This is a genomic window from Telluria sp. LT2P80 (assembly GCF_059685955.1).
This window is the reverse complement of record NZ_JCASIO010000016.1, coordinates 1-23621: the sequence shown is the minus strand read 5'-3', so window position 1 is coordinate 23621 and position 23621 is coordinate 1. Positions and strand designations below refer to the sequence as shown.

The window sequence follows — 23621 nt, the reverse complement described above, 5'->3', positions numbered from 1 at the left end:
CTGGTTGTACGTCACGGGTTGCTGGCCGTGGCCAGCCTGGACAAGGTAGAAGCAAAATAGTCAAAGCCGAAAAGTCATAGACGATGACGTGAGCATGCTCGCCAACGTGAAAGTGATCGACACACGCGTGCACTTTTGCAGGACCTTCCTGAGGAACAAATGGCCGTCGAACTGGACATCTTTCCCAGGCGGAACTCGTGACGATACTTCGCTTGTGCTGGGCGCGTCTCTCGCAGATGCCGGATTCGGCGGTTTTGAATTCGTGTCGGGCGAAGGTGATCGACGGGAAGAAGACGGCATATGTCCTTCCCATGCCTGACTGCAGCGGCATCAGCTTGTGGTCGATATCACGGCCGACCAGTTTGCAGACGGCCCTGGTCCGGTCGTCGTGGCCGAAAATTCTGAATGGCACCGTGGTTTTCGCGTCATGTGGAAAGATGCCGACGACTTCCGGGAACACCCGTCAAAATACGTGAGCACGGCACGTCAATTGTATGAGTTCGTGAACGCTTGGTTGCAAGCGAATACGCTGCGTGGCAGCTGAGCGTACGTCTGCCCGCGCTACCACGCGCTGCATCGACACCGAGCATGTAAGCCTTCCTGTGGGCAGCTTAGGACTAGTAGGGCATGCCTACGTTGAAGACAAAACAGCAAAAGAAAAAGCGGCCTAGGCCGCTTTTTTCATTCGTCGTAGTCATTGACGAGCTGTGGCATCTCGCTGCCGAACAAATGAATACCAGCTCCGCCGCCGCTTGCTCAAGGACTCTGGATAAACGCAAGCTTACCGAGCTGGGCCAGATCGTGGGTATTCGCGATTTCGTCCCACCGTTCGGCGAGGTCGCGATACGTGCGCGCAGCAAGCTTTTGAACTCCATACCAAAGATAAAGCTCGTTCCAGACAATAAAGGTGCATCCCTTCGTTACGATCTCTTCCAGGCGGGAAGTCAGCAGTTCATCATGACGTTTGTCCATTTGTGCTCCTTGTTTTGTTTGTAAGAATTGTTTAAACAACACACACGCTATAAACAAAATTTTTTGTTTTAACAAGTGACTTAGATGGAATAAATTCGTTTATTTATCAGTCTGTGAAGATCAGTTCTACTCTTGATAAAATACGTTCCCAAAGTGCCTTATCTAGCGCAGGCAGACGAGCTACTGTTTGCAATGCGCACGGCTGATCACAGCCGAAATCCCCATCAACTCTTTTTCCTCTACAGCGCGTGTGCAATAACGACGGTTTTCGGTCGTCCGTCAGCACTGGCAAAAGTGCAGTAAGACACTGCGGCTTGCAAGAAATCAGGGGAGCGGAGCACGAAGGTCGAGTCTATTATCGAGCAGCCACGATCGACGCGGCCGACCAGACCAACAAGGGCGTTAAGGTCGGGCATTATCAAGAAGCTGTGGGTGGACTTGGGTACTGTTTGTAGCAAGGTGAAAGTTGTAGACCACCAGCCCGACAAATTGCTCAAGCGGACTGGCGAGGAAGGTGAACGCCTAACCAAGGCCGAGGTAGATCGAGACTAAGCCCGCGCACGGCTGCAGCGGCCCGCGAGGACTCTCCTACCTTGTGCAACCCGCTGCTGGCCGCCAAAACCTAGATCTAGATTCTCGGCGCAGACTGATTTTCCTGAGTTTATTATTTGAAATATCGGATTTCTGCAATCATGCCGGTATCGCATAATATAGTCTCATTAATCGTATATGTTGCCACTCCTACGTGTGCGGCTAAAGTCGTCCAAGGCGACCAACCAACTGGAGGTGCCAAAAATTGTGTTTGTCCTCCCATGGTGCTAAATCTAACCGCACAGAAACCTGGGCCCATCGATCTTGCCCTTACTTCAACGTTCGCAATAGAGTTGGAAGTCGTTATGCGTAGCCCGCTCGAGTAGGGTTCTACGTGCTGAGTACCGATTTCTTTCTCATTGCTTAAATTGTGGACTGGTGTAAGCCCAAACTTGAGCAAATTTCCCGTAGAACCTTTGGTATCCAATGCACTGATCTCTGCTATCACTTTAGTTCTTAGATCAGGTTGGACACAATGCAGCGGGTTATCTTCATTTAGTTCGATCTCGGTGTAGGATTTGCTAGTTGAATGCGACTTGGCGTTCCATATTTGGCCTCGAACTGTAAAACTTTGCTCGCCGAACAAACTGGAATAGGTTCCAAGATAAACAGTTTCACCTTTCCATCCAGGCGCCGGCGCTTTGGAAACGTCAGCGTTAAGTATCATGTCGCCTTCAAAGTCTAGATAGGCATTAGATATTCGTTTTTCGATCTTTACCAGTAAAGCAGTCATTGGCTTGATGGTTTCGTCGAGCTGTATGGTTTCGACTATAGTTTTGCTGTAATTACGTGTTTTCTGTTGCGAAGAAAAAACCTCTCGTGAAGCATTAGCGCTGCCTAGTTCTTTGGTTGTAAGAGTCAAAGAAGCTGAGCCCCTTATCGTGTCCATCGTCGTAATGGTTTCGCCCTCCTGGTAGGTAATGGAACCAGAACGTGAATCTTTGCGATCGTTTGAGGTGCAGTTCCGAAACATAAAAGTCTCGGATATAATAGTTTGTGGAATGGATTCGGCCTTAACTTCAGAATAACGAATAGCTCCACCAGTAGCTCGTATATTATCAAAGCGTAATTTAAAGGCGTCCCCCTTAAAAAATTTTTTGATTGCATTATTTGTATCTTCAATTTCTTTCACCACACCCTTCCCGGCGGCCCGGTCTCTAACTAGCTTTTCGAGATCAATCTCTGCGGCGTTACCAATAAGAGAAACAATAAACAATCCTAGAGCTAGAATGTTTTTATTTAATGTACGTGTCATAGAAAATTCTAAACCTTTAAAGTAGGATATTAGAAAATCGAAGTTACCTAGAGAATTGGAATGTACTGTTCACCGGCCTTTGCGCCCGCAATTTACGGCACTGCCTGTCAGAATTAGATTACTTTATTGCTGAACTCACAAGAAAAACAGATTTTGGATAAAAATGTTGACTAGATGTTGTTTTTTAACGCTGTACGAAACCGACCGTTTCTGAACAGGTCACTTGCGCCGGCGCTGCGGATGTTCATAATATAGCCAATTTACTTATGAACATGTTCGGTTGTATGATGCACTTTATTGAACAGGTTTGAACGAGTGCGAACAAGTTCCGCTGCCTGAAACGTGTATAAGGAGCAACAACATGGCGGTTTTCGGATACGGTCGGGTCAGCACCAAAGAACAGACGACGGAGAATCAGCGCCGCGAGATCGAGGTGGCTGGCTACACGACCGACTACTGGTACGCGGATGAGAGCGTGTCGGGCAAGGTGTCGGCAGCTCAGCGCCCGCAGTTCGCCAAGATGCTCAGCCAGATCCGTGACGGCGAGACGCTGGTGGTGACGAAGCTCGACCGTCTCGGCCGCGATGCCCAAGACATCGGCGCCACGATCAAGGCGCTGGCCGCGCGTCGCATCGTGGTCATCGTCCTGCAGTTGGGCAAGCTCGACCTGACCAGTGCAGCCGGCAAGCTCATGCTGAACATGCTGGCTGCCGTCGCCGAGATGGAGCGCGACCTGCTGGTAGAGCGCACACAGGCCGGCCTAGCGCGCGCGAAAGCAGAGGGCAAGACCTTAGGCCGCCCGACCAGCACGACTGACGAACAGCGGGCGGCGATGGCCAGGCAGCACCAGGCCGGGGAATCGATCAGCGCATTGGCGCGCACCTTCGGCATTTCCCGCGCCAGCGTCATGCGTGTCGTAAAGCCGGTCGCCAGCATCCAATAAGGAACGACATGCGCCGCACTTACAAAATCCAGCCCCGCCCTGCCGATTTGGGCGGGGGATGGAATCTCAAGCTGTACGAGGACGACCAGGAAGCCGGCGGAGGCGCCTACCCCGTTAAGGAGGACAACCCTCAAGCTGGCATGGAATGGTGGAATGGGCTGCCCGAAACACGGCGCGCGCACTGGCTCGTGATGGCCGCGTCAGCCATGCCGGCCGCGGCGCGCCATGCTTATCTGCTGGCGGACGCCTACAACGATGCCATGGGCGAGGGTGAGTCCTGGTCGGCCTGAAACCCGCGTGAGCGGGCTTCAACCGGCCTTCGATGATAATACGACTTATCATTGAAGGCAATTAACGTAACTCGTCGGGTTTCGATACTGTGGCTCGTGTTTTCTTCGCTGGCCGTACACCGTACCAACGCTCCCAACTGTGACGCGCTTGCCCTGGACGAGCGGGCCACAGCCACGTCGAACGCGGCGTGGGTGCTGCTGGATCTTTTCCAAGGGACTATTACATCGATAGGTCTGCGGGCAGCCACTGCATGCAGAAGCGATCCTTCGCCACTTGCCTAACGACTTCAAATCCACGACGCTCAAAATACGATCGCCGGTCGTAGCCTTGGCATTTCAGTGTGATCGGGATCCCTGCTGCCATGTGTTTCACGCTATTGATTAGTTGCGCCCCTATCCCTAGTTCCTGTGCAGACTTTCGCACATACAAGAACATCAGTTCTACTTCGGTTGGTCGTCCTGCGAACGCAATCGCAAATCCATCTGGGCTACGAAAGAACTGGAAGAAGTCGCACTCCAAATCGAAAAGCATATTATCGGGGAATCCGGGTGTTCGTTCGCTATCGAAAAGATCGAAATTCTTTGCGATAAAAGCCACCAACTCTTCTTTGGATACCTGATCGAACTCAATCATTTGCATTGTCCCCTTGACCTCCTCGTCACATCATTTTTTCGGAATCTAGGTGAGCCGCACCTATCACGGTGCAAGAATGGCCGGCCAGGCCGGGCCGGCAGCCAGTAGCAGAAGTTGATGCACTCATGGCGACCTGATCAGGCTTCGCATCACAGCCCGCGAAAGAAATCACTAGTAGTGCGCGCCATATTCTTAATTGTGGCATATGCGTAGATGTAATCAAGATGATATTTCAGACGGCACAGGTTGAGTTGCATGCGCTTGCGTTCGACTTGCAAAAGCTTGAATTAACTTACACAAACTTGCATCAGGGACTCCCACAGAATTTGAAAAATAGTACGCTAAGGATTGGCGGGCAAGCTTGCCGACGCAGCCGCTCGGCGCGACAAGCTCGGTCAGGAGAGTGTTGCTTCGCCCCAGGAACAGGCGACCGCCGCCTCAAGCCAAGGGTTATTGTCTTTTGCAGTCTTCAGGGCCGATGACAATCTGTGTAGCAATCATTCCGTCATTTCCTAAATATACATATTTGAAGACTACGCCATCGCGAAGTAGGCGTGACGTGAACGGGTCTTGACAGATTCCCGGGAACATGGAAGATCGTTGTCTTTCATCGATATTTATCGCTTTTAGCTCCTGTGTAGATTTTGATAAAATCGTGTACGTGTGAATTAACACACCATTCATGACGCTAGCCTTTTCTTGCCGCATACCAGAAGCCACCATAGTCGGGAGCTTTGCGTTTTGAACCTGCAAAAATTTTTTTAATTTCTTATCCGGCGGATTTTCATGAAATCCCTGCGCTTGGGTAAATACCGGCAAAATAATGGCTAACCCCAGCGCAATTGTCCGTTTCATTTTTTTCAATTTGGAAAATTTCATAATATTTCTCGTTTTTTGAGAAAAAATTGAGGTGAGCTGGGTTGATTACGAAATACTTTTACCTACCTTTTCCAAAAAGTCATGCGCTTTTTCCGCGTCAAGACCTGGCCGTTCCATGCTTTCTAGCCAGGCGCCGGCAAGCCATAGAGCGTACCCTTCCGCTACATCCATATTAAGTGTTTCCCGTGCCTTGGCCTGAAGAGTTTTTCCCATCTCAATTCGGCCATCTGAAGTCCAATTATCTAATTGCCCAAGTAATAGATTTCTTTTTTTTGCAAATCCTAGTAAGGCGGCGGTTCGAATATGCTCCGGTAGCACAGCCATCTTCTGTTGAGTGTCAGCAAGCTGTGAAAAAATTATACGGCCAGCGCTTTCAGCCAACGATTTTTTGAAATCGCCGAATATTCCCATTATTTCTCCAAAATTCTATTTCGTCGGAAAGAATTGCCTAAAGCTACAGTCGGAAACAAGTGTTTGGCGATAGGCGTCGAGCACAGCGTGGATACTGCTGGGTGTTTCCAGGGTTCTAAGCTGGTTTGACATCAAACCTTGGTTTGCGCGAAATCGCCACTATCAGGTCATGGAAAAACGAACTGATCGCCATACCGCTGTGCACGTCGACCTAGCGATAAACGTATCTGCAGTGTTCGGCCTGGCTGCTGGCACGCAGGCTCTCCATGAGCAGTGGGTGCCGCCGGCGGTTATACAGCGCGCCCTCATAAATCGCGAGCCGGGTCGCAGCGCTACTTCGGCCACGCCCGATTTGTCTTCGCATGGCGAGCAGAGCACTCTGCATACTGAACGAAAAGGCCTAATCTGATTATTGAATAATGAATTTACTATCAACCAGTTTCAAAGTGTATTTGACTGATTTTGTTGGCCGGTGTTGCTCATCCTTGGGACCATAGGATATCCCTGTAAGCAAAAGCAGCCCCGTTTTAGTTGCTGTCATAGTCGTCAAAGCAACCATCTTTAATTCCGGAAATTTGTAGTCGATAACGACTGGATCAGCAGCGGGAGACCCGGCTTTTTCAACCACTGTGAAATTTGGCCGTATCGTCCCGTTTCCTCCCAAACACCCGAGGTCACCTTGCCAGAACACGACAAATTTCGCACCTAGCCCATTCAGTTCAGCATCGCCTTTGTCAATGCGTACAGCCTTGTACTGGGTAGGCCGGTCAGCGTTGTCTTCAAGCTGACACGCTACAGTTTCACTATATTTTTTCGCTAGGACGGCAGCAGAGCGCTCATCCAAGGCATGAGCACTATAGGACATCGCAAAAAGGGTAACGCTAAGACATATGTTTTTCATAATATTTCTCGACGGGCTAACAAAGCTGAACACTGTAGCGGAAATTTCCAGATAGAAACATAAAATTCGTGGGGGTGTTGCAATTTATTCGTACTCCAAGGCAACCAGAGTTTCTATGGCATATATGCTAAAGGAAGCTTTTTTGGACACCAACATTTCCACCCTCACGCGCGCCTGCGCACGCCCGCGCCTGCCTAGGTACTGGTACGACATCTCCACCCTCACGTGCGTGTACGCGCGCACACGCGGGCGATGATTGCAATATTCCACCCTCATGCGCGCTCCTGCGATACCTGTCGCTCTTCCCATGCTTCTCGTCCTCCATCGAGCCATGCGGGTATGTTGGTCGCTTCGCTTCGCTGCCTCGCCCAGCAGCAGACGCTCGAGAGTGCGCTCTCCACACTTCCCCGGGTTCTGCCCTTCGTTAGTTTCTAACTAGTTGGTCGGAAATCGCGCCGCACCTCGAGGGTTGCGAGTTGCACTCAAGTCGAGGCCGTTTACTCTTGATAAAATACGTTCTCTGCTGGAGTCACCTCGTCTAGCAAAGATGCCGATCTGCTGCTCGTAATGCGCGCGGCTGGCAGCAGTTAAGATACCCAAGACATCGGAGCCACGATCAAAGCGCTGGCTGCGCGCCGCATCGAGGTCATTGTCCTGCAGTTGGGCAAGCTCGACTTGGCCAGTGCCGCCGGCAAGCTCATGCTGAACATGCTGGTCGCCGTTGCCGAGATGGAGCGCGACCTGCTGGTGGAGCGTACACAGGCTGGTCTGGCGCGTGCCAAGGCGGAAGGCAAAACCTTAGGCCGCCCGACCAGCACAACCGATGAACAACGCGCGGCAATTGCCAGGCAACATCAGGCGGGCGAATCGATCAGCGCCCTAGCGCGCACTTTCGGTATTTCACGCGCCAGCGTCATGCGCGTCGTGAAACCGACTACCACCATCCCGTAAGAAGGCGACATGCGCCGTACTTACAAAATCAAACCTCGCCCTGCCGATCTGGGAGAAGGATGGAGCTTCAAGCTGTACGGGGACAACCAAGAGGCCGGCGGCGGCGTCTACCTGGTTCAGGAGGGGGACACGCACACCGGCATGGACTGGTGGAATAGTTTCCCCGAAACATGGCGCGCGCACTGGCTCGTAACGGCCGCGTCAGCCATACCGGCCGCGGCGCGCCATGCTTATCTGCTGGCGCAAGCTTATAACGATGTCATGGCCGAAGGTGGGTCCTGATCGGCTTGAGCCCCATGAGCGGCGGATTTCAACACGCCTTCAATCGATTAGGGCGAATTATTAGCGTAGATTTTGGATATGCAACTACTGCTTTATGTGACCATTGGCGGAGATACTTGGTCAAATTTGTGTCAGAGTGACAGCAAGGAATAGCACTTCTTACCGCTATTTTGCGGCCATAAGTGTCAATCCAAGTTCGCTGTGTTCAACGGAGGTGTAGAACACCAAGCCGGGCAAGGTGTCTGGAAGCGCGACAGCAGGTTCTACATTCTTGAGCAAAGCCTGTATTGGGTCAATGATCGCTGTTTGCAAAGCATCCTCGCTGTCCAGGTTAAGTAAACTGATTGTAAAGGTCCATTGTGGAGAAACGCCTTCCCTATGCGCATCCCAGAACAAAAGCCGCTGGTCCTTGACCTCAAGGTCGTCGTCCACCGGGTTGGGGAATTCAACAAAGGTGCCGGCCTCCCTGAAGCTGGTCTGCATGTGCCAGAACGAGACATGTATCACAGGGCCAATAGTTTCCTTGTCGCTACCTGAAACAGGCGGTATTCCACTACCGAACACGCTGACCTGAAAGTTTATCCAGGCATCCACAACGGCCTTCCGGCGCCCTTTTTTCGCGACAGGAAAACTGACTGCATAAGCGGTACTGCCCCAGCCCGACGGTGCCTTGTCCCAGACGCTGGTCCAAGAGCCTGCACTGCGCAAGTTCTCAAAGTCGCCATTCTCCAGCTTTGTGGCCATCAAGGCAGAGAGCGAATTGCACAGCTCTTGGACTTGCGACCACACGCTGTCAACGAGTTCACAACTGCGAATTATTCTTGTACCAGGGTTCATTTATTAGCCTCACAAAAATTAAGGATAAGTATTACTTTGCACTATGTCGCCACAACACGATGTCTTGGCCACCCATGTGTGGGATCGCCTCGGCCAAATGCATTACAGCTCGGAATCCAACGAAGGGACGGATTTCTAGATATCCTAAAAAATCGCTGACAAGAACTGCCCAGCGCCTAAGAGCTGCCGAAACGGTAGACGCATGCGATAGCTTCGCGATCTCATGCTTGAATTCGTGCCACCGAATCGCTCGCAAGCGGACGGCCCCATCCGCCTCAAGGCAAATCCATGGGATCGTGTCAGACACCAGCCCACCGGTACGCTTGGCTATAAAGACATGCAGTGAGCGGTCATGTTCACTTTCTTGGTAGCGCATCCACTGTTTTTCCAGTTGATCTACACCGCTCACGCCAGCGTCCCATTTCAGCTCAATCAACAATGATCTTGTCGCGCCCATATCGTCTGCAAACTGGACGACCATGTCGGGCTCGATGTTGTCCTTACGTGGCCAAAACTCGAAAGTGCAGGAAGCGGGCGAGAAATCCGCGAAGAAGCTCGACGGCAAAGGTCCGCATGAGCTGATCAATGCAGGACTTTGCAGTACTAGTTTCCACAATGCCCAATTGTCGAGCGCCGAAAGAAACTCAAGCGGGCCGAATATTAAAGAGGTTATTTCGTCTTCCGCGCTGACGCGCGGCTCTGAGGGATCTCGTACACCAAGATAGCGTCTGTACGCTCGGCTTTTATTGCGTGCGAATGCATGAAGCATTGTCACTCCTTTCAGTTAAAAACTGCTCAGGCGAGTGTCTAAAATTCTCGTGACGATTCATAATCTATAACTAGTAGTGAACTTTCTCCTACTGTAAATAGAAAAAACCCGCAGATGATCTGCGGGTTTTTAATTACTACTATGTATTACGCAACTAATTAAGCCTTGCAAAGGATCGGAGCCTTGGCTGTAGCAGTCAAACAAGTTCCCGACTGCGTCCATTTCATAACACCACCATCCATAGTCGGAGTCATAACAGACGTGTTGCCATCAGGCAGGCTAGACACCACGGTCACAACGCCGTCAGTTACAGTTGCACTCTTGACTTCTTTAGGGAAAGCCTTTGGCAACGCTGGAATGCCTAATTCACCAGCGGTGCAACCAACGTTCGTGCTTTGTTCCTGCATGCAGACACTAACTGCAGTTTGATACGAGCTCGAAAGCGAAGTCACACCCGTAAATTTTGCTTTAGTGGTGTAGTCCGAATACGCAGGAATGGCCACCGCTGCCAAGATACCGATAATTGCAACGACAATCATCAACTCGATAAGAGTGAAGCCTTGTTGGGCTTGCTTTTTGTACTGTACGAATTTCATAAATACTCCAGGAAGTGTTGAAGTGCCGGTATTGGCGTTTTACTGTGTACTTCCCATTGAGCAATTGCCGTGCCAGCCATTTTGGCCTGAAAATGTTGTTTTATTAGCAAAATTTTCTTAACTAATCCATTTTGACAACGCGGAAGCTCTGCCACTGGCACGGTGGAAGCTCTGACAATGGCACAGTGGAAGCCCTGACAATGGCACAGTGGAAGCCCTGACATTGACACGACGGAAGCTCTGCCGTCACGGCTGCCATAGCTCTCCTATGGCGAGTAGACATAAACATGAAAAATAAGCGTATGTTTAGGATAGAAACTCAATGACTAGAAGGTAAGGTCGCGAGATAATTGCCTGATGAAGTCGGACTAGACTTCTACACTATGGCCAAAATTAATGCATAAAAAGCAACATCTTAACAAGGCGAATTAATTGCATTACGTTAATATTGCGACGGCAACCATACTGACTGGTTGGAGCGAACGTACACTCTGGCGGCGCTTTGCTGACGGTTCTGTAATACGTAGTGATAAGAATCCTCAAAGCGGTAAGGTCATGGTTTTGCTTGACTCTATTTCTTCACATTTTTGCATCTCTCTCAACAACTCCGAAGATTTGGCATTAATTCAAGCTGCCGATAACGGTGATCCTGAAGCACAAACTGACATGGCATTAATTTTTCATGCGCAAAAGAAATTTGAGGCTTGTGTTTACTGGCTTCAACTAGCTGAAAAGAAGGATTACCCTCCTGCAATGCGTTGGCTCGGGATCTGCTATATAAAAGGCGAGGGTATAGAGACAAATGACAATATGGGAATCATGTGGCTGGCCAAATCAGCTGCCTTTGGGGACCCTATTTCACAAGCACAGATTAGAGGCATGAAGGATGGGCTTCGCAGTCAGTAGATTTCAGCTGACTCTTGTTGTTTTCCCAACCACCTTAGGCAACCTGAAAGTAGCTCGCGTCGCGACGATGCCAACGAAGTACAGTCGCTTTAGAATTTCTTCTAAAAGAGCGAAGCTCAACGGTTCGGAACTAGGTACGGTTGAGCTGTACATTCTTCCTCAATCTGTACTATTGATAAAATAGGTTATCAACAGTAGGATCGAAGTTCAGCGTGTACAGACCAGGAGCACACATGTCAGACGATTTGCACGTTGTCGACCAGCTGGCGCCGGCCGCGCCGGCGCCGCGCGTATTGACCGGTGCCGCCTTTCAGCAGCTGGCCGATGTGCCGCCTGCTCTAACCTGGTTCGCCAACATCGATAACCCGCAGACGCGCCGCGCCTACCAAAATGACGTCGAGGAATTCATGCGCTACGCCGGCATCACTGATCCGCTGGCGTTTCGCGACGTGGCACGGGCACACGTGCTGGCCTGGCGCCGCAGCCTGGAGCTGCGCGCTTTAGGCGGTGCCACCATCCGGCGCAAACTCGCGGCCCTATCATCACTGTTTGAATCGCTGTGCGAAGCCAATGCCATCCAAGGTAACCCGGTGGACGGCGTTAAACGGCCGAAGAACGAAAGCGCGGAAGGCAAAACGCCGGCCATCGCTGACCACCAGGCACGCGCCCTGTTGGCAGCCCCCGACGCATCAACGCTGCGCGGCATGCGCGATCGCGCCATCCTGGCTACCTTGCTCTATCACGGCCTGCGCCGTGCCGAGCTGTGTGCGCTGCACCTGGTCGATCTGCAGGAGCGCCGTGGCGTACGCAGCCTGCGCGTGCACGGCAAAGGCGGAAAGATCCGTTACGTGCCGCTGCACCCGGCCGCGGCTGGCGCCATCACTCTCTACCTGGAAGCAGCCGGCCATGGCGCCGACAAGGCAGCCCCCTTGTTCCAACCCGTCAGCAACAATACCCATGGCGCCGGCCGCGCAATCACACCAGGCGGCGTGTACCAGATGCTGGCCAAGTATGCCGCAAGCGTTGGTATCGAAGTCGATGGCTTCGGCCCTCACGCCCTGCGCGCTACGGCCGCGACCAACGCGCTCGAACATAACGCCGACATCGCCAAAGTCCAGCAGTGGTTGGGACATGCCAACATCTCGACCACACGCGTCTACGATCGGCGTGACTTGCGCGCCGAAGACAGTCCAACTTTCAAGGTCGCTTATTAAAGACGCTTCCTGCTTTTTTTGTTCGCATTACCTGGAGCCTGATTCGACGCGTCGCCGTCTTTTCCTCGCCCACGCAAGCCGAGTTCCGGCGTCCGTAGGACGCTGGGGTTTCAAAAGGGTATACCCATTTGGCACGGATATGAAGGCAAAACCCGCAGGATTTTGTATTCATATCTGTCGTGCCTAATTAAGCCGTCAATTTGTCGAGTTTTCCTTGGATATGGTTGTTTTATGGTTGAGAGCGGTTGTTATTGGTTGAGGAAGGTTGTTTTTTGGTTGAGAATGGTTGTTTTTGGTTGAGATTGGTTGCTCAATAATTGCACACGATTACACATAGTTGCATCAAAGATATTGTGAAATTTACTATCTATTAGGAATCTATTTTGTCAAAAGACGAACAAATCATTATCACGGTGCCTGGTGAACTCAAGGCTGAATTTCAGCAGGCTGCCGAATTTCTTGATCGTTCGGCGGCACAAATATTGCGTGACTGCATGTGTGATTTTGTTGCCAAAAATGAAATCAGTACGGCCTCAACCTCTGCACGATCTACAGTCGACGAACGGCAGGCGGCGGTTAGTTTTGGACATGCATCTGTTGCACTTGAGGGCTTTGCGGTTTCTTCCGCAGCTGAAGCTCAGCAGCAACGATGGGTTCGTGGAGAAATTAGCATGGAAGAATGCATCGCCGACATAAAGCAAGCTCACCAGGGTGAATAGCATCATATCCATTCCTGATAATGAGTTATGTCACTAGTTAGATGTAGCGGTTCGCGTTTGCATGAGCCATGCTCGCATTTGACGCGTTTCCCGGCTCAGACTAAATGCAAATTACGGGCGGCTCGTACTCGCGCTATCTGCAAATATTTTCGCAATCCGTGGTGCCGGCTTGCATTCGACGGCAACGTGCTTGCGCTGACTGCAAATGAAATTACGCCTCCTCTGACAGGCCGCTTACGACCCGAAGCAGACTTTGCTGTTGTTGAGTTCAACAACCTTCTTCCAATTTTGTGCCATATGCTTGTTGGAACGATCGTTACTGCTGGGTAGGATAGTTCTAACTAGTACTCAGCTAGACGGCGGATTGACAGCATCATTTCTCCCATTTCGAAATTGTTTTGAGTTATTCTTGAATTTTTAATGGAGAAAAAAATGACCATGCTAACTGAATTTAGAGAATTTGCCACTAAGGGGAATGTGATGGATCTTGCGGTTGGGGTCATCATTGGCGCAGCATTTAGTAAGATCGTCGATTCGCTTGTACAAGACATTATTATGCCAATTGTAGGGAAAATTTTTGGAGGGCTTGATTTCGGGAACTATTATCTACCGCTAAACGATCAGGCATGGGGACTGCCCCTGATCGAAGCAAAAAAGGCGGGCGCGGTATTGGCATACGGAAATTTTCTAACAGTTTCAGTAAATTTCATTATCCTCGCATTTATAATTTTCCAGATGGTTCGTATGGTAAACCGTCTGCGTAAACCCGCTCCGGTTATTATTGCTACTACCGAGGAAGTCAATCTACTTCGCGAAATTCGAGATGCGTTGCAACGGTAGGCTAGCTTCAGTCGCTGATGTCGCGACAAGTCTAGCGGCACTGGTATCACTGGAGAGATCGTAACTTTGTACAAATTTAGGGGTGACCTTAACGCTGGAAAATTCAAGTGAACTGCTGTGTGCACCCGTTATCATCGCAGTCGGTTGTACGCATAATCAGGGGAATTATCTCTCTTAAATTAATGATCGAGTGTACCTTTCTTCAACCACTGCATGGCTGCAGCGGGTGATAGCGATCGTGAAAACAGATAGCCCTGCATGCATTGGCAATGCGCTGCCTGTAAAAAGTGCGCCTGATCCGTGGTTTCAACTCCTTCTGCCGTCACATCAATGTGCAATGCTTGCGCGAGAGAGATAACGGCGCTTGCAACCTTGTTGGCATTTGTAGCTTGTGGTATTTCCCGTACGAAACTTCGATCGAGTTTGATTATGTCGATCGGCAGCGTACGCAGATAGCTGAGCGACGAGTAGCCGGTACCGAAGTCGTCCAGTACGATTAGGCATCCCATGTCTCGCAGGTTGCCGAGGATTTCTGTGCTGCTACCATCTAATTGAATAGCATCACGTTCCGTTAATTCGATTTCGACTTGCGATGGCTCTAAGCCAAACTCTACGAACGCATTTTCAAGGGACCTTATGTAAGCCGGATCAAGCAATTCCTTCGCGCATGTGTTGACTGCCAATCGAATTTTTTTCATTCCACCGAGATGCCATTGCTTCAGCTGCATGCACGCTTGGCGAAAAACCCACGTACCAATAGTTACGATCAGTCCCATTTCCTGCGCGAGATTAATCACGTAGTCGACCGAGTGACCAGCGAGTTGGGGGTGGACAAAGCGGATTAATGCTTCCATCGATACAGTGCAGCCAGTCTTGGCGTTAACGATCGGCTGGTACTCAATTCGATAGAGATTGTTTTGTACGGTATTGCGCAACGCGGCTTTATCCAGATTCTTCTCCTTAACTGTTTGGTCCATCTTTTCGGTGAAATAGTGATAGCAATTTCTACCATGTTTTTTTGCCTGGTACAACGCCAGATCCGCTGTCGCACGCAAGTCATGCGCATTGCGCGCATCGTTAGGGAAAACGGAAATTCCGATGCTGCCGCTGATCAGGATGGCATGGCCGTCTATGTCGAACGGTCTGGCCAGCTCTCGCAGCAGTTTCTCCGCTAGCGTGGCCCCGGCAGAGACGCCGGGGGGGTTCAACTGCAGCAGCGCAAATTCGTCGCCTCCAAGCCGAGCGATCACGTCGCTTTCACGGCAGGTATACTTGAGACGTTTCGCGGCTTCCTTAAGCAGGATGTCTCCGGTTCCGTGTCCAAATTGGTCGTTAACTTCTTTGAATTTGTCTAGGTCGATGGCGAATAGAAGCAGCCATTGGCTGCCGCGTTCTGCAACTCTCAACAGTTCAGAAAGTCGTGTTTCAAACGTTGCTCGGTTAGCAACGCCTGTTAGCAGATCGCATGATGCTAAGTATTCGGCCTTTTCATATATGAGCTTAGTTTCGGTCACATCACGCAGAATCTTGAGAAAACCAACGACAACGCCATTGTCGTGCATGGGCATCATCATTCCGTCTGCCCAGAAGAGCGTTCCGTCCTTTCGCTGATGCCAGCGCAAGCCAACAGCGCTGCCGTCGTGCAATGCCCTTTGCATTTCGCGCTCAGCTATACCTGTAACTCGATCATCTAAGATGAACAGGCGATCTCCAAGTGTTGCGAGAACTTCGTGCGTAGCGTAGCCAAAAATTACCTCCGCGCCGCGATTCCATGACGTGATATGACCGTCGATATCGAAGGTGACGACTGCATACTCAACCATGTTGGAAGATATTTGCTGAAGAAGAAAACTAGGGTCAATCAGCATGACCAACTCCTACTAAGCGATCGAGGCGCATTTAAATATGCGTGAGAATTTGTTTTACCAGTGTAAATATACTGCAAAATTTATATGTCAAACAACTGTGAAAGTTGATAGTTGTGATTGCTGTGTACGTCGAACAACCCTCGCTCAACCGAGGGCAGCCACGTAGCTGGACGTGCAGTTCGCCAATGTCAAATTAAGCATCCTATAGGGGTTCCGGTTTAGATCGAAACCGACCTATTTCAACTAAGCTCGACCCGATCCGCGCCAACCAGCAGTGCTTCAAGCACTTCTTGAATCTCCTCAGCATTGATAGTTGCGCACGGGAATGAACCAGATGCCTGGAGCAATTCCGGATGATTCTGCATCGCAATATTTCAAGTCCTGGAAAAAGCGTCGTTGATGTTGTCGGCACGAACGAGACCCGATAGCTCGCAGTCGTGTTGGACTCCATCTTTTTTAAAGCCGCAGCCTATGGCCACCACACGCCACACGATCATGACAGTCCTCCATAAACGCTACCCAATTGAATGGAACCAAACACTAAGGTCTGTTCTTGGCCGTACTTGGTTGTTCGCGTCAGCTTAGCAGGTTACTCGGCGGAAAATTCACCGACTGTCTCCGCAGGCAGCTGTCGACCCAAAGCGGACGCTGCGGGCTGGTCGGCAGGAAGTACTGGTGTTGGCAAACGACTAAGGCAACTGGGCGCCGCATACGAAGCGTATCAGGATGGCCTTGCTGTAACAGTTACGGCATCCGGTGCAGCGCGCAGAGCTTGTTGCCGTCTGGGTCGCGTACGTATGCGAGGCAGACGCCGCCGGTAGGCGTATCGCGCACGCCTGGTGGCTGTTCGATCGATTGGCCGCCATGGGCTACTGCCACGTCGTGAAAAGCTTGCACCTGCTCCGGCGAGCTGCACTTGAAGCCGACGGTCGCGCCGTTGGCCACAGTCGCCGGTTCGTCGTTGATCGGCTCGCTGACGCAGAAGCTGCTGCCGTCATGGGTGTAGAACAGGCGCGTATGGCCCGATGCAGCCTCGTTGCGGATGGGTTCTTTGGCGCCGAGGAGGCCAAGGACGGCATCGTAAAATTGTTTGGACCGGTCGATATCGTTGGTGCCGACCATGATGTGATTGAGCATATTGTCTCCTGATTTATGACGGCCGTATGGTAGCGCGGTAGCGGCTTTGTTGCACGAATCGGTCCGTTTGGCGGTGAATCATAGTCGCGGGATAAACAGACGGTATGACTGCCCAACAAAACCAAAGTACCGAACGACCTAAGTGCACCTTGTCATCCTCGGTTTGGAAAGCATGATTTGTGTGTATCCCACGGTCTGCTTTTGGCCGAGTTCGGCCGGTCGAGCCAGCAAAGCAGGTTGCTGCCCGGTTGAAAATTCAACGGTGGCCGCGACATGCTGGTACCGACCCTAAGCGGACGTTCGAAACCAGTGTCTACTTCCTTCCTTTAGCAAGGAAGTTACTTTTCGATATCAAGACACAGTCAGATCATTCACAAAAAAATCTGAGCGGCAACGGTGTGAGAGTATGGCAGCCTGTCGTGTAATCTTGTCCACATCTGCCAAACGCAATGTGGAGTCGATTTATGTCCAGAAGTATCCCCGAGAACATTACGCAAGAAGATCTGCGCATTCCCGTAGTCGAGGAGCAACTGACTGTTGGCACCCGTGTTGTTGAAACCGGGCGCGGCGTTCGTATCCACAAAACGATCTCGGAGCAGCCAGTCGTCATCGATGAGCGCCTGGTGCGCGACGAGATGGAGATCGAGCGTGTTCCAGTAGACCGAATTGTTGCGCTCGAAGATAAACCTGTTACCCGCTACGAAGGCGACACGCTGGTAGTGCCGGTTTTCAAAGAAGTGCTGGTGGTTGAACGCCGCTTGCGCATCAAGGAAGAACTTCGCATTACCCGCATCCGGCATGAAGAACGCTACCAGAACACCGTCTCGCTCAAAGCCGAGCAAGTCGAGGTCGAGCGCTTCGACGATGCCGAAAAGCCGCATACACCATGACATCACCATAACGGAGGAATGAACATGCAACATACTCTTGTAGCTGTATTCGATAATCACGCCAGCGCCCAAAGCGCGCTGGACGAATTGCTGGCATCGGGTTTTTCGCGCCAGGATGTACGTCTGTCTGGCGGCGCAAACAGCGCCGGCATGACCGCCGGCACCGCAACGACGACCGACGCCGATGGTGATACCGGGATTGGCAATAGCATCAAGAATTTCTTCAGCGACCTGTTCGGCGATGACGACGATGCTAGTCGTGTCAATCGTTACGAAGGTGCAGTCTCAAGCGGAAAGCACGTCATCACGCTGAGCGCGGATTCGTTGTCCGAAGTCGAGCGCGCCGCCGATATCGTCGAGCGATTCGGTCCGGTGGATATCGACGAGCATTCGGACGGTGATGAACACGCAGCATCGGCCGGCGCCATGATGGCGCGAAACCAGAGCGGCATGCAGTCGTATTCGACTTCGGCTCAATCGGCGGGTATGACCACCCAGAGCACGTCTGCCGCCGCTTCCATGCAACGCGATACCGGAACCCAGACCATCCCGGTCGTGCAAGAGGAACTGAAGGTCGGCAAGCGTGAAGTGCAGCGTGGCGGTGCGCGTATCTATTCGCGCGTGGTCGAGACGCCGGTCAATGAAAGTATCGGTCTGCGCGAAGAGCACGTCGATGTACAGCGCCGTGTGGTCGATCAACCCATCAGCCCGTCGGACGTGACTGCGTTCAAGGAACAAACCATCGAGATGCGTGAGACCGCTGAAGAAGCAGTGGTGCAGAAATCGGCCCGCATTGTCGAGGAAGTTACCATTGGCAAACAAGTTAGCGAGCGTCAGGAACAGATCCACGACACCGTACGCCACACCGAGGTGGAAGTTGAACGCCTGGGCGGAGCGACCACCGACGATGACAGCTATTATCGCAACCACTTCCAGAGCAATTACGCGACGGGCGGGGATGCATACGACGACTATTCGCCAGCCTATACCTACGGTTCGCAAATGCGCGGTCAATATGCTGGTCGCCAATGGGGCGACGTTGAAAACGACCTGCGCACCGATTGGGAAACGCGCAACCACGGGGGCGTTTCTACCTGGGAAAAAATGAAGGCGGCAGTTCGTCATGGCTGGGACCGCATGACGAACGATACTTCGGCACGTCGCTCTTGATGAATTGGTAGCCGTTTAGATGCAAGACAAAGACGGCGCAGCAGCGCCGTTTTTTCATTCGCCTTAAGCTATGTCGAATTACAGTCTCGGGCGCGCAAGGCGCAAAAATTCCGCGACGACTCTTCTATCTATTGTTGCAAACGCGTTACGCGATCCTACGACGACTTGCAGGTTCGAAGTTCACTGCGCAACAATGCTCTGCGTGAAGGTTTCTGCTTCCAATCGTGCGCTTCGACGGCACTGTCGATAGCATTATGCGCTTATTTTCCACATCCTTGATTAACCAATGTCTCGCAGACCATTTAACGATCCACGGCGCAATACATTAACCGCACAGCATATTGATCATGCTCTTCGGATCGTGCAGCGCGAGGGTGTAGGTACAGCGCTATCTTTTACGGAAACGGTTAAAGTGCCTCGCCAGGTCGCTGTACGGGTACTTGCATCTCCAAGATTCATTCGTTGCGGTGAACGTAGGGCGAGAGCCGGCTAACAAACTCGACCGAGTTAACGACCTGAATCGGCCCTTAGCGGACTTTGGAGCGGAGCATTCCTGCTAATGTGGAGGTCCATGCGAATCCAAGTCTATCGGACGATAAGGACGCGCGTCTGCCACCAGTCTAAGCTATGCTTATGATCAAGCAGCTGACTACTGCCGGTCAAATATCAATTGTTTTAACTATGTTTCGGTATTTCGACTTCGTTAGCAAGAGAAGAATTAGACAACTCAGTTCTACGTTTGCGTGCTTCCACAACTAACTGCTTGGTATGGTCACGGCTTCGTCGAACCGCGTCTTCAAGCTCTACCGAAGTCGTATACTGCGGAGGTTTGTTATCGAAAATTATCATCGTATTGAATCGGATGGCTTGGTTTATTTTTTTAACTGAGGCGTCTTGTAGTCAAAGTCCTCCTGACTTCCAGCTCTCACTGCCTAGATCACACCTAAAATATCTACAACTGAGAAGGGCTTTGCAATGAACGCATCGACGTATGGAGATAGGTGCTCACAGCGTCCAAGTCCGCTTATTACGATAGTCTTGATGTTTGGCTGTATTGCCTTTACTTCCCAAGCGAATCGCCGGCCATCTGCATCGTCCCTAGTTGGACAGAAAATTATTGTCCCAAACCACACACCTAACAGCATACTTAAAGCAGTGTCATGGGAGCTAGTAACAATAGTACGGTATTCGAAGAACTCAAAAATGTTGCTAAGTGTTTGACGGACTAGATCGTCTATTTCGACAATAAGAATAGAATGTGCCACTGTAGATCTTTGTAAGAATAAGACTACATCGTAGCTTATATTTACATACCCATGATTGCTGTCAAGACAAATATTCTTGCAATTCGTCTAAAAATAGTTTCAGAATAACAACCTTTGCAATAGACTGTGCCCCCGAACCCGCGGTGGTTGGCGGAAATAGTCTTATGCGAATGTCTGCTTTTGGCCGACAGCTGCCGGTGGAGACAGTCAGTGACGTCTCAGTCCGGCAACCTGCTAAGCTGACGCGAACGGCCGAGTTCGGTCAGTAGCGGGCATACATAGGGCTCATTCGCGCCTTGTTCTCGACCAGGGCGATGTGGCAGACCGAATCCGAGCTGCTCCAGTAATCGTCGCTCATGCAGTTTCTCCTAGCCTACAAAAGCTACCTGCTAGATATCTGGTAGCTACTAGGTAGCTTTTTCAAGAGCATCTAACGCCCGCTCTAAAACCTCGCCGAGAGGAATTCTTAGATCGTCGGCAATCCGATTTATTCGTTCGACAGTCTCCGCAGTGGCCTTGATGTTGATCTGCTGATTACGGCCAGTCCGGTGCCGCCGCTGTTGCTGCGTCGGAGCGACTTTAACTGGTTGACGGCTTGGAAAACCATTATCAGCCGCTACCTGTTCGATCACCGCCTTTTCATCGCGACCGGGGACCTTCTTGTCCTTCGGAGCAAAATCCGCAAGGTCTCCGAACGGGCTTACTCGATCAGTGCTCATGCTGCTCCCGGCTTTCTTGCCCACTTCTCAACATATCGATCACCTCTTTAGCGAATGCTTCCGCATTGAGAAGCGCTTTGTCTAAATTCGCCACATCAACAGCACTCAAGTGGTCCAAAGGCTGACGAAAGGAGAACATTGCCTTAAACGCCTCTCGCTCGTGCATTTCGGTGTTCAACACCGGAATGCCTGCATCGACCAGCCCTTTTTGGATATGTACAAGGGTGCGCGTTCGGATAGCGGGATTGGTACGTGTCAACAGAACGGCATATGGCAGCTTACGTCGGGCCATCTTTTCGTGCTGCTGGATAACCCGGAAAGCACGACCTGCCTGCTCCGCATCGAGCTGGGAACCTTGCGTCGGCACGATCACGAAATCAGCTTGACTGACGGCCATAACAACAATCTTCGACGCTGTACCTTCAAGGTCTACGATCACGAATGGCGTCTTTACAGCAGCGTCCTCAATCTTATCGATGATGTTTTCTTCGTCCGCATCATCGACTACTGTAAGCCTGGCTGGGGTATTTGGGCCTTTCGCCCACGTAGCAATAGGCCTATTCGGATCAGCATCGATGACTGTAACTTCAGATACGCGGGCGAGCTGTGATGCCAACACCAATGCAGAGGTGGTTTTACCCGCCCCGCCCTTTGGGCTCACAAAAACAATAGTAGGAATAATTTTCTCCTTAAAGTGAAGGATACTAAACAGATACCTAGTAGCTATCTGGTACCAATTATCCTTGGAGCCCATCAAAAATGCAAGCTACCTAGTAGCTACTAGGTAGCTTTTACGCTAAAGCGCTCGTAATTCACCTCTGCTCGACCGATTCGCAAACAGTCGATACAAGTCATTGACGTAGCAGACCCCAAATGGGAATCTGAAGCGTTTAAGAAGACAAGCGATAGACGCTGCAGCTACACACCCAAAAACCGCACCAAGGCGCGCCTAGCGCTTCCGTGAGGCATGTCGTTCGTGGGGTGTGAAGCAGGTACGATACCGTACTGTCAACACAAAGAACCTTGCGGCTCTATCTGCCGCAAGGCGTCAATGGTGTGCCGGCTTTCTTAGTCAGTGGCCATAACAACATCTATGACTCATCCTTGCGCGCGCCTGACGGCGGCTTGCTTGCGCTGTGATTCGCCGCCTTCGCGGCGAATTCCCACCGCCTGCGTTACAGAAGTTTTTTCGATGAATTAAAAGATCTTTAAAATCAACCCCAACCCCCAGCGCTCGCAGACCTCTTTACTGGCAAGTGGTTTTTGTTGAGTTAGATAAGCTATGAACGAGCCTGCCGCCGCGTCCCGTTAGGGCGCGGGGTTTCGGCAGGTGATTACGACGGCCAGGTGCCCGTAGCCCCGGCTTTGCCGGGGTGAGGCGGTAGGACCCGCGCCGGTAGGCGTCCGGCCATCGGCCGGAGTCCGTATCCCGCCGAAGGTCTGGCCGTTCGTTTGTTGACCGTTATGTACCAAATTTTGAGTTCTCCTTGTGCGCCGAAGGCGCAGTCTTGATTTCCCCTCATGGGGTGCCCGTTAGCGGGCGGGGTGGGGTATTAAATCGCACGGTGCAACCACGTGCGGATTAAAGAAGCTATTAAAAAACTATTATTACTCCAAGTTTACACTATGAAAAACGGGTAGTTGCCGGGAGTCAAACCCCGAAAGAGCGGGAGTCAAACCCCGAAACAGTGGGAGTCAAACCCCGAAGGGTGGGAGTCAAACCCCGATGCTTAGATGGGAGTCAAACCCCGAAGAAATGGCATGAAGTTGAAGAAAAAGGAGAGCGTGTACATCCTCTCTCTATGCTGGGAGTCAAACCCCGATAGATTTACCATGGATTCAACCACTTTACCTTGCTTTTACAAGGGGCTAGTGGGAGTCAAACCCCGATAGTGTGCCTGTGGCGTTGGACGAGAATTCCGCGCTTGTCTCTGCAGCCGTCTTGTTTTCCAGGTGCCGTTGCTGGCTCACGCTACCTTTACGGCGTACCGTTACAAGATCGCTCTTGGCTTCAATGCTCCAGCTCGTGATTGCTCCTACCGTTTTCAGTTTTTCCAGGGACACGCGTAGGGCTTTGCGGAAGTCGGTAAGTCGCTCGGTGGTACTTCCGCACAGCTCGCGTATCGTTTCCACTTTGTAGCGTAGCGGCGCCGCGTGCGTAGCGTAGAAGCCGTGCAACCATTGGGCCAGGTTGTTGCCCTTCAACTTCCTGCGCTGCTCCCAATCAACATGGGTATAGCCGGCGTCGTACAGTTTCCTCATCTTTTCATCGAACACGATGGCGTAACGCTGTGTCGTTTCCTCTCGGTAGGCATTGTGAATGAGCGAACCTATAAACGTTTCTTTGGTGTCTGTGAACGTGATTTCGACCACGCCGCCCATAAGCCGGGAAATATCCTCTTTCAGGTCTTCGTAGTCCTCCCCACCGGTGGTGCGTCCTAGTGCCTTGAGCAAGGCACTACCAACGAATTCGATAGCTTTGCCATAGGGCTGCTGTCGGCCGATGTGCAACAGCATTTCCCACAGGTCGAGGTCGCGCTGGTTGAAACGTTCGCCTTTGAACATGATTTGATAGCCGTCCA

General features: G+C 51.4%; 26 protein-coding genes. 12 read left to right on the top strand and 14 right to left on the bottom strand.

Translation table 11 applies throughout. From position 1 onward, the window contains the following. Positions 1-94 precede the first annotated feature (94 nt). On the top strand, positions 95-319 hold the full coding sequence (locus AC56LW_RS23385) for a hypothetical protein (protein ID WP_499638131.1): 225 nt from the start codon (positions 95-97) through the stop codon (positions 317-319). Between the two features lie 18 nt (positions 320-337). Continuing rightward, positions 338-544, top strand: a complete 207-nt coding sequence (locus tag AC56LW_RS23380; protein ID WP_499638128.1) for a hypothetical protein — start codon at positions 338-340, stop codon at positions 542-544. A gap of 212 nt (positions 545-756) precedes the next feature. Here AC56LW_RS23380 and AC56LW_RS23375 read toward each other — a convergent pair whose 3' ends face one another. Both AC56LW_RS23375 and AC56LW_RS23370 read right to left on the bottom strand, forming a co-directional pair. Continuing rightward, positions 757-972, bottom strand: a complete 216-nt coding sequence (locus AC56LW_RS23375; RefSeq protein ID WP_499638125.1) for a hypothetical protein — start codon at positions 970-972, stop codon at positions 757-759. 664 nt (positions 973-1636) lie between these two features. Then, positions 1637-2818 carry a hypothetical protein gene (locus AC56LW_RS23370; RefSeq protein ID WP_499638122.1) on the bottom strand — a complete coding sequence of 394 codons (1182 nt, stop codon included), beginning with the start codon at positions 2816-2818 and terminating at the stop codon, positions 1637-1639. A gap of 361 nt (positions 2819-3179) precedes the next feature. On the opposite strand from AC56LW_RS23370, the gene AC56LW_RS23365 reads away from it, so the two are divergent. Together AC56LW_RS23365 and AC56LW_RS23360 are read left to right on the top strand one after the other, a co-directional pair. Beyond that, positions 3180-3761, top strand: a complete 582-nt coding sequence (locus tag AC56LW_RS23365; RefSeq protein WP_499638119.1) for a recombinase family protein — start codon at positions 3180-3182, stop codon at positions 3759-3761. An 8-nt stretch (positions 3762-3769) separates the two neighbouring features. Then, the gene (locus AC56LW_RS23360; protein WP_499638116.1) at positions 3770-4051 is read left to right on the top strand and encodes a hypothetical protein; all 282 of its coding nucleotides are present in this window, start codon (positions 3770-3772) and stop codon (positions 4049-4051) included. 220 nt (positions 4052-4271) lie between these two features. Here AC56LW_RS23360 and AC56LW_RS23355 read toward each other — a convergent pair whose 3' ends face one another. From AC56LW_RS23355 to AC56LW_RS23340, 4 genes are all read right to left on the bottom strand, one after another. Further along, positions 4272-4685 (bottom strand): GNAT family N-acetyltransferase, encoded by a 414-nt coding sequence (locus AC56LW_RS23355; RefSeq protein ID WP_499638113.1) that lies wholly within the window; start codon positions 4683-4685, stop codon positions 4272-4274. Between the two features lie 450 nt (positions 4686-5135). After that, positions 5136-5564, bottom strand: coding sequence for a hypothetical protein (locus AC56LW_RS23350; RefSeq protein WP_499638110.1), 429 nt, complete (start codon positions 5562-5564; stop codon positions 5136-5138). 45 nt (positions 5565-5609) lie between these two features. Then, the gene (locus AC56LW_RS23345; RefSeq protein WP_499638107.1) at positions 5610-5975 is read right to left on the bottom strand and encodes a hypothetical protein; all 366 of its coding nucleotides are present in this window, start codon (positions 5973-5975) and stop codon (positions 5610-5612) included. Positions 5976-6384: 409 nt separating this feature from the next. Further along, positions 6385-6876, bottom strand: a complete 492-nt coding sequence (locus AC56LW_RS23340) for a hypothetical protein (protein WP_499638104.1) — start codon at positions 6874-6876, stop codon at positions 6385-6387. 603 nt (positions 6877-7479) lie between these two features. On the opposite strand from AC56LW_RS23340, the gene AC56LW_RS23335 reads away from it, so the two are divergent. Together AC56LW_RS23335 and AC56LW_RS23330 are read left to right on the top strand one after the other, a co-directional pair. After that, positions 7480-7827 (top strand): recombinase family protein, encoded by a 348-nt coding sequence (locus AC56LW_RS23335; RefSeq protein ID WP_499638146.1) that lies wholly within the window; start codon positions 7480-7482, stop codon positions 7825-7827. A 9-nt stretch (positions 7828-7836) separates the two neighbouring features. After that, positions 7837-8109, top strand: a complete 273-nt coding sequence (locus AC56LW_RS23330) for a hypothetical protein (protein ID WP_499638101.1) — start codon at positions 7837-7839, stop codon at positions 8107-8109. 165 nt (positions 8110-8274) lie between these two features. Here AC56LW_RS23330 and AC56LW_RS23325 read toward each other — a convergent pair whose 3' ends face one another. The 3 genes from AC56LW_RS23325 to AC56LW_RS23315 all read right to left on the bottom strand — a co-directional run bounded on the left by AC56LW_RS23325 (position 8275) and on the right by AC56LW_RS23315 (position 10311). Next, complete coding sequence (locus AC56LW_RS23325; protein WP_499638098.1) at positions 8275-8946, bottom strand: hypothetical protein; 672 nt, start codon at positions 8944-8946, stop codon at positions 8275-8277. Between the two features lie 31 nt (positions 8947-8977). Beyond that, positions 8978-9715 carry a hypothetical protein gene (locus tag AC56LW_RS23320; RefSeq protein WP_499638095.1) on the bottom strand — a complete coding sequence of 246 codons (738 nt, stop codon included), beginning with the start codon at positions 9713-9715 and terminating at the stop codon, positions 8978-8980. Positions 9716-9873: 158 nt separating this feature from the next. After that, on the bottom strand, positions 9874-10311 hold the full coding sequence (locus AC56LW_RS23315; protein WP_499638093.1) for a pilin: 438 nt from the start codon (positions 10309-10311) through the stop codon (positions 9874-9876). Positions 10312-10743: 432 nt separating this feature from the next. Here AC56LW_RS23315 and AC56LW_RS23310 point away from each other — a divergent pair, with 432 nt between their 5' ends. The 4 genes from AC56LW_RS23310 to mscL all read left to right on the top strand — a co-directional run bounded on the left by AC56LW_RS23310 (position 10744) and on the right by mscL (position 13990). Next, entirely contained in the window at positions 10744-11217 is a 474-nt protein-coding gene (locus tag AC56LW_RS23310; protein ID WP_499638090.1) for a tetratricopeptide repeat protein, read from the top strand. Between the two features lie 233 nt (positions 11218-11450). Then, entirely contained in the window at positions 11451-12431 is a 981-nt protein-coding gene (locus AC56LW_RS23305) for a tyrosine-type recombinase/integrase (RefSeq protein ID WP_499638088.1), read from the top strand. Positions 12432-12814: 383 nt separating this feature from the next. Continuing rightward, positions 12815-13150 (top strand): antitoxin VbhA family protein, encoded by a 336-nt coding sequence (locus tag AC56LW_RS23300; protein WP_499638085.1) that lies wholly within the window; start codon positions 12815-12817, stop codon positions 13148-13150. 432 nt (positions 13151-13582) lie between these two features. Further along, positions 13583-13990: a large conductance mechanosensitive channel protein MscL gene (gene mscL, locus AC56LW_RS23295; RefSeq protein ID WP_499638082.1), complete on the top strand. Its 408-nt coding sequence runs from the start codon at positions 13583-13585 to the stop codon at positions 13988-13990. A 179-nt stretch (positions 13991-14169) separates the two neighbouring features. Here the strand turns inward: mscL and AC56LW_RS23290 are convergent, their stop codons facing one another. Together AC56LW_RS23290 and AC56LW_RS23285 are read right to left on the bottom strand one after the other, a co-directional pair. Continuing rightward, positions 14170-15858, bottom strand: a complete 1689-nt coding sequence (locus tag AC56LW_RS23290; protein ID WP_499638080.1) for a putative bifunctional diguanylate cyclase/phosphodiesterase — start codon at positions 15856-15858, stop codon at positions 14170-14172. A gap of 744 nt (positions 15859-16602) precedes the next feature. Next, positions 16603-16995, bottom strand: a complete 393-nt coding sequence (locus tag AC56LW_RS23285) for a VOC family protein (RefSeq protein ID WP_499638077.1) — start codon at positions 16993-16995, stop codon at positions 16603-16605. Positions 16996-17459: 464 nt separating this feature from the next. Here AC56LW_RS23285 and AC56LW_RS23280 point away from each other — a divergent pair, with 464 nt between their 5' ends. Further along, positions 17460-17885, top strand: a complete 426-nt coding sequence (locus tag AC56LW_RS23280) for a YsnF/AvaK domain-containing protein (protein ID WP_499638074.1) — start codon at positions 17460-17462, stop codon at positions 17883-17885. Positions 17886-17909: 24 nt separating this feature from the next. Further along, on the top strand, positions 17910-19055 hold the full coding sequence (locus AC56LW_RS23275; RefSeq protein WP_379761790.1) for a YsnF/AvaK domain-containing protein: 1146 nt from the start codon (positions 17910-17912) through the stop codon (positions 19053-19055). Positions 19056-20727: 1672 nt separating this feature from the next. On the opposite strand, the gene AC56LW_RS23270 is transcribed toward AC56LW_RS23275, so the two are convergent. From AC56LW_RS23270 to trfA, 3 genes are all read right to left on the bottom strand, one after another. Further along, entirely contained in the window at positions 20728-21039 is a 312-nt protein-coding gene (locus AC56LW_RS23270; RefSeq protein WP_312183853.1) for a hypothetical protein, read from the bottom strand. Further along, positions 21029-21793, bottom strand: a complete 765-nt coding sequence (locus tag AC56LW_RS23265; RefSeq protein WP_499638070.1) for a nucleotide-binding protein — start codon at positions 21791-21793, stop codon at positions 21029-21031. Before AC56LW_RS23265 ends, AC56LW_RS23270 begins: the two co-directional genes overlap by 11 nt. A 1115-nt stretch (positions 21794-22908) precedes the next feature. Then, a partial coding sequence (gene trfA, locus AC56LW_RS23260; RefSeq protein ID WP_499638067.1) for a plasmid replication initiator TrfA occupies positions 22909-23621 on the bottom strand: 713 nt, incomplete at its 5' end.

Coding starts and splice junctions, on each gene's coding strand:
- AC56LW_RS23385 (WP_499638131.1), top strand. CDS start 95: ATGCTCGCCAACGTGAAAGTGATCGACACACGCGTGCACTTTTGCAGG.
- AC56LW_RS23375 (WP_499638125.1), bottom strand. CDS start 972: ATGGACAAACGTCATGATGAACTGCTGACTTCCCGCCTGGAAGAGATC.
- AC56LW_RS23370 (WP_499638122.1), bottom strand. CDS start 2,818: ATGACACGTACATTAAATAAAAACATTCTAGCTCTAGGATTGTTTATT.
- AC56LW_RS23365 (WP_499638119.1), top strand. CDS start 3,180: ATGGCGGTTTTCGGATACGGTCGGGTCAGCACCAAAGAACAGACGACG.
- AC56LW_RS23360 (WP_499638116.1), top strand. CDS start 3,770: ATGCGCCGCACTTACAAAATCCAGCCCCGCCCTGCCGATTTGGGCGGG.
- AC56LW_RS23355 (WP_499638113.1), bottom strand. CDS start 4,685: ATGATTGAGTTCGATCAGGTATCCAAAGAAGAGTTGGTGGCTTTTATC.
- AC56LW_RS23350 (WP_499638110.1), bottom strand. CDS start 5,564: ATGAAATTTTCCAAATTGAAAAAAATGAAACGGACAATTGCGCTGGGG.
- AC56LW_RS23345 (WP_499638107.1), bottom strand. CDS start 5,975: ATGGGAATATTCGGCGATTTCAAAAAATCGTTGGCTGAAAGCGCTGGC.
- AC56LW_RS23340 (WP_499638104.1), bottom strand. CDS start 6,876: ATGAAAAACATATGTCTTAGCGTTACCCTTTTTGCGATGTCCTATAGT.
- AC56LW_RS23330 (WP_499638101.1), top strand. CDS start 7,837: ATGCGCCGTACTTACAAAATCAAACCTCGCCCTGCCGATCTGGGAGAA.
- AC56LW_RS23325 (WP_499638098.1), bottom strand. CDS start 8,946: ATGAACCCTGGTACAAGAATAATTCGCAGTTGTGAACTCGTTGACAGC.
- AC56LW_RS23320 (WP_499638095.1), bottom strand. CDS start 9,715: ATGCTTCATGCATTCGCACGCAATAAAAGCCGAGCGTACAGACGCTAT.
- AC56LW_RS23315 (WP_499638093.1), bottom strand. CDS start 10,311: ATGAAATTCGTACAGTACAAAAAGCAAGCCCAACAAGGCTTCACTCTT.
- AC56LW_RS23305 (WP_499638088.1), top strand. CDS start 11,451: ATGTCAGACGATTTGCACGTTGTCGACCAGCTGGCGCCGGCCGCGCCG.
- mscL (WP_499638082.1), top strand. CDS start 13,583: ATGACCATGCTAACTGAATTTAGAGAATTTGCCACTAAGGGGAATGTG.
- AC56LW_RS23290 (WP_499638080.1), bottom strand. CDS start 15,858: ATGCTGATTGACCCTAGTTTTCTTCTTCAGCAAATATCTTCCAACATG.
- AC56LW_RS23285 (WP_499638077.1), bottom strand. CDS start 16,995: ATGCTCAATCACATCATGGTCGGCACCAACGATATCGACCGGTCCAAA.
- AC56LW_RS23280 (WP_499638074.1), top strand. CDS start 17,460: ATGTCCAGAAGTATCCCCGAGAACATTACGCAAGAAGATCTGCGCATT.
- AC56LW_RS23275 (WP_379761790.1), top strand. CDS start 17,910: ATGCAACATACTCTTGTAGCTGTATTCGATAATCACGCCAGCGCCCAA.
- AC56LW_RS23270 (WP_312183853.1), bottom strand. CDS start 21,039: ATGAGCACTGATCGAGTAAGCCCGTTCGGAGACCTTGCGGATTTTGCT.
- AC56LW_RS23265 (WP_499638070.1), bottom strand. CDS start 21,793: ATGGGCTCCAAGGATAATTGGTACCAGATAGCTACTAGGTATCTGTTT.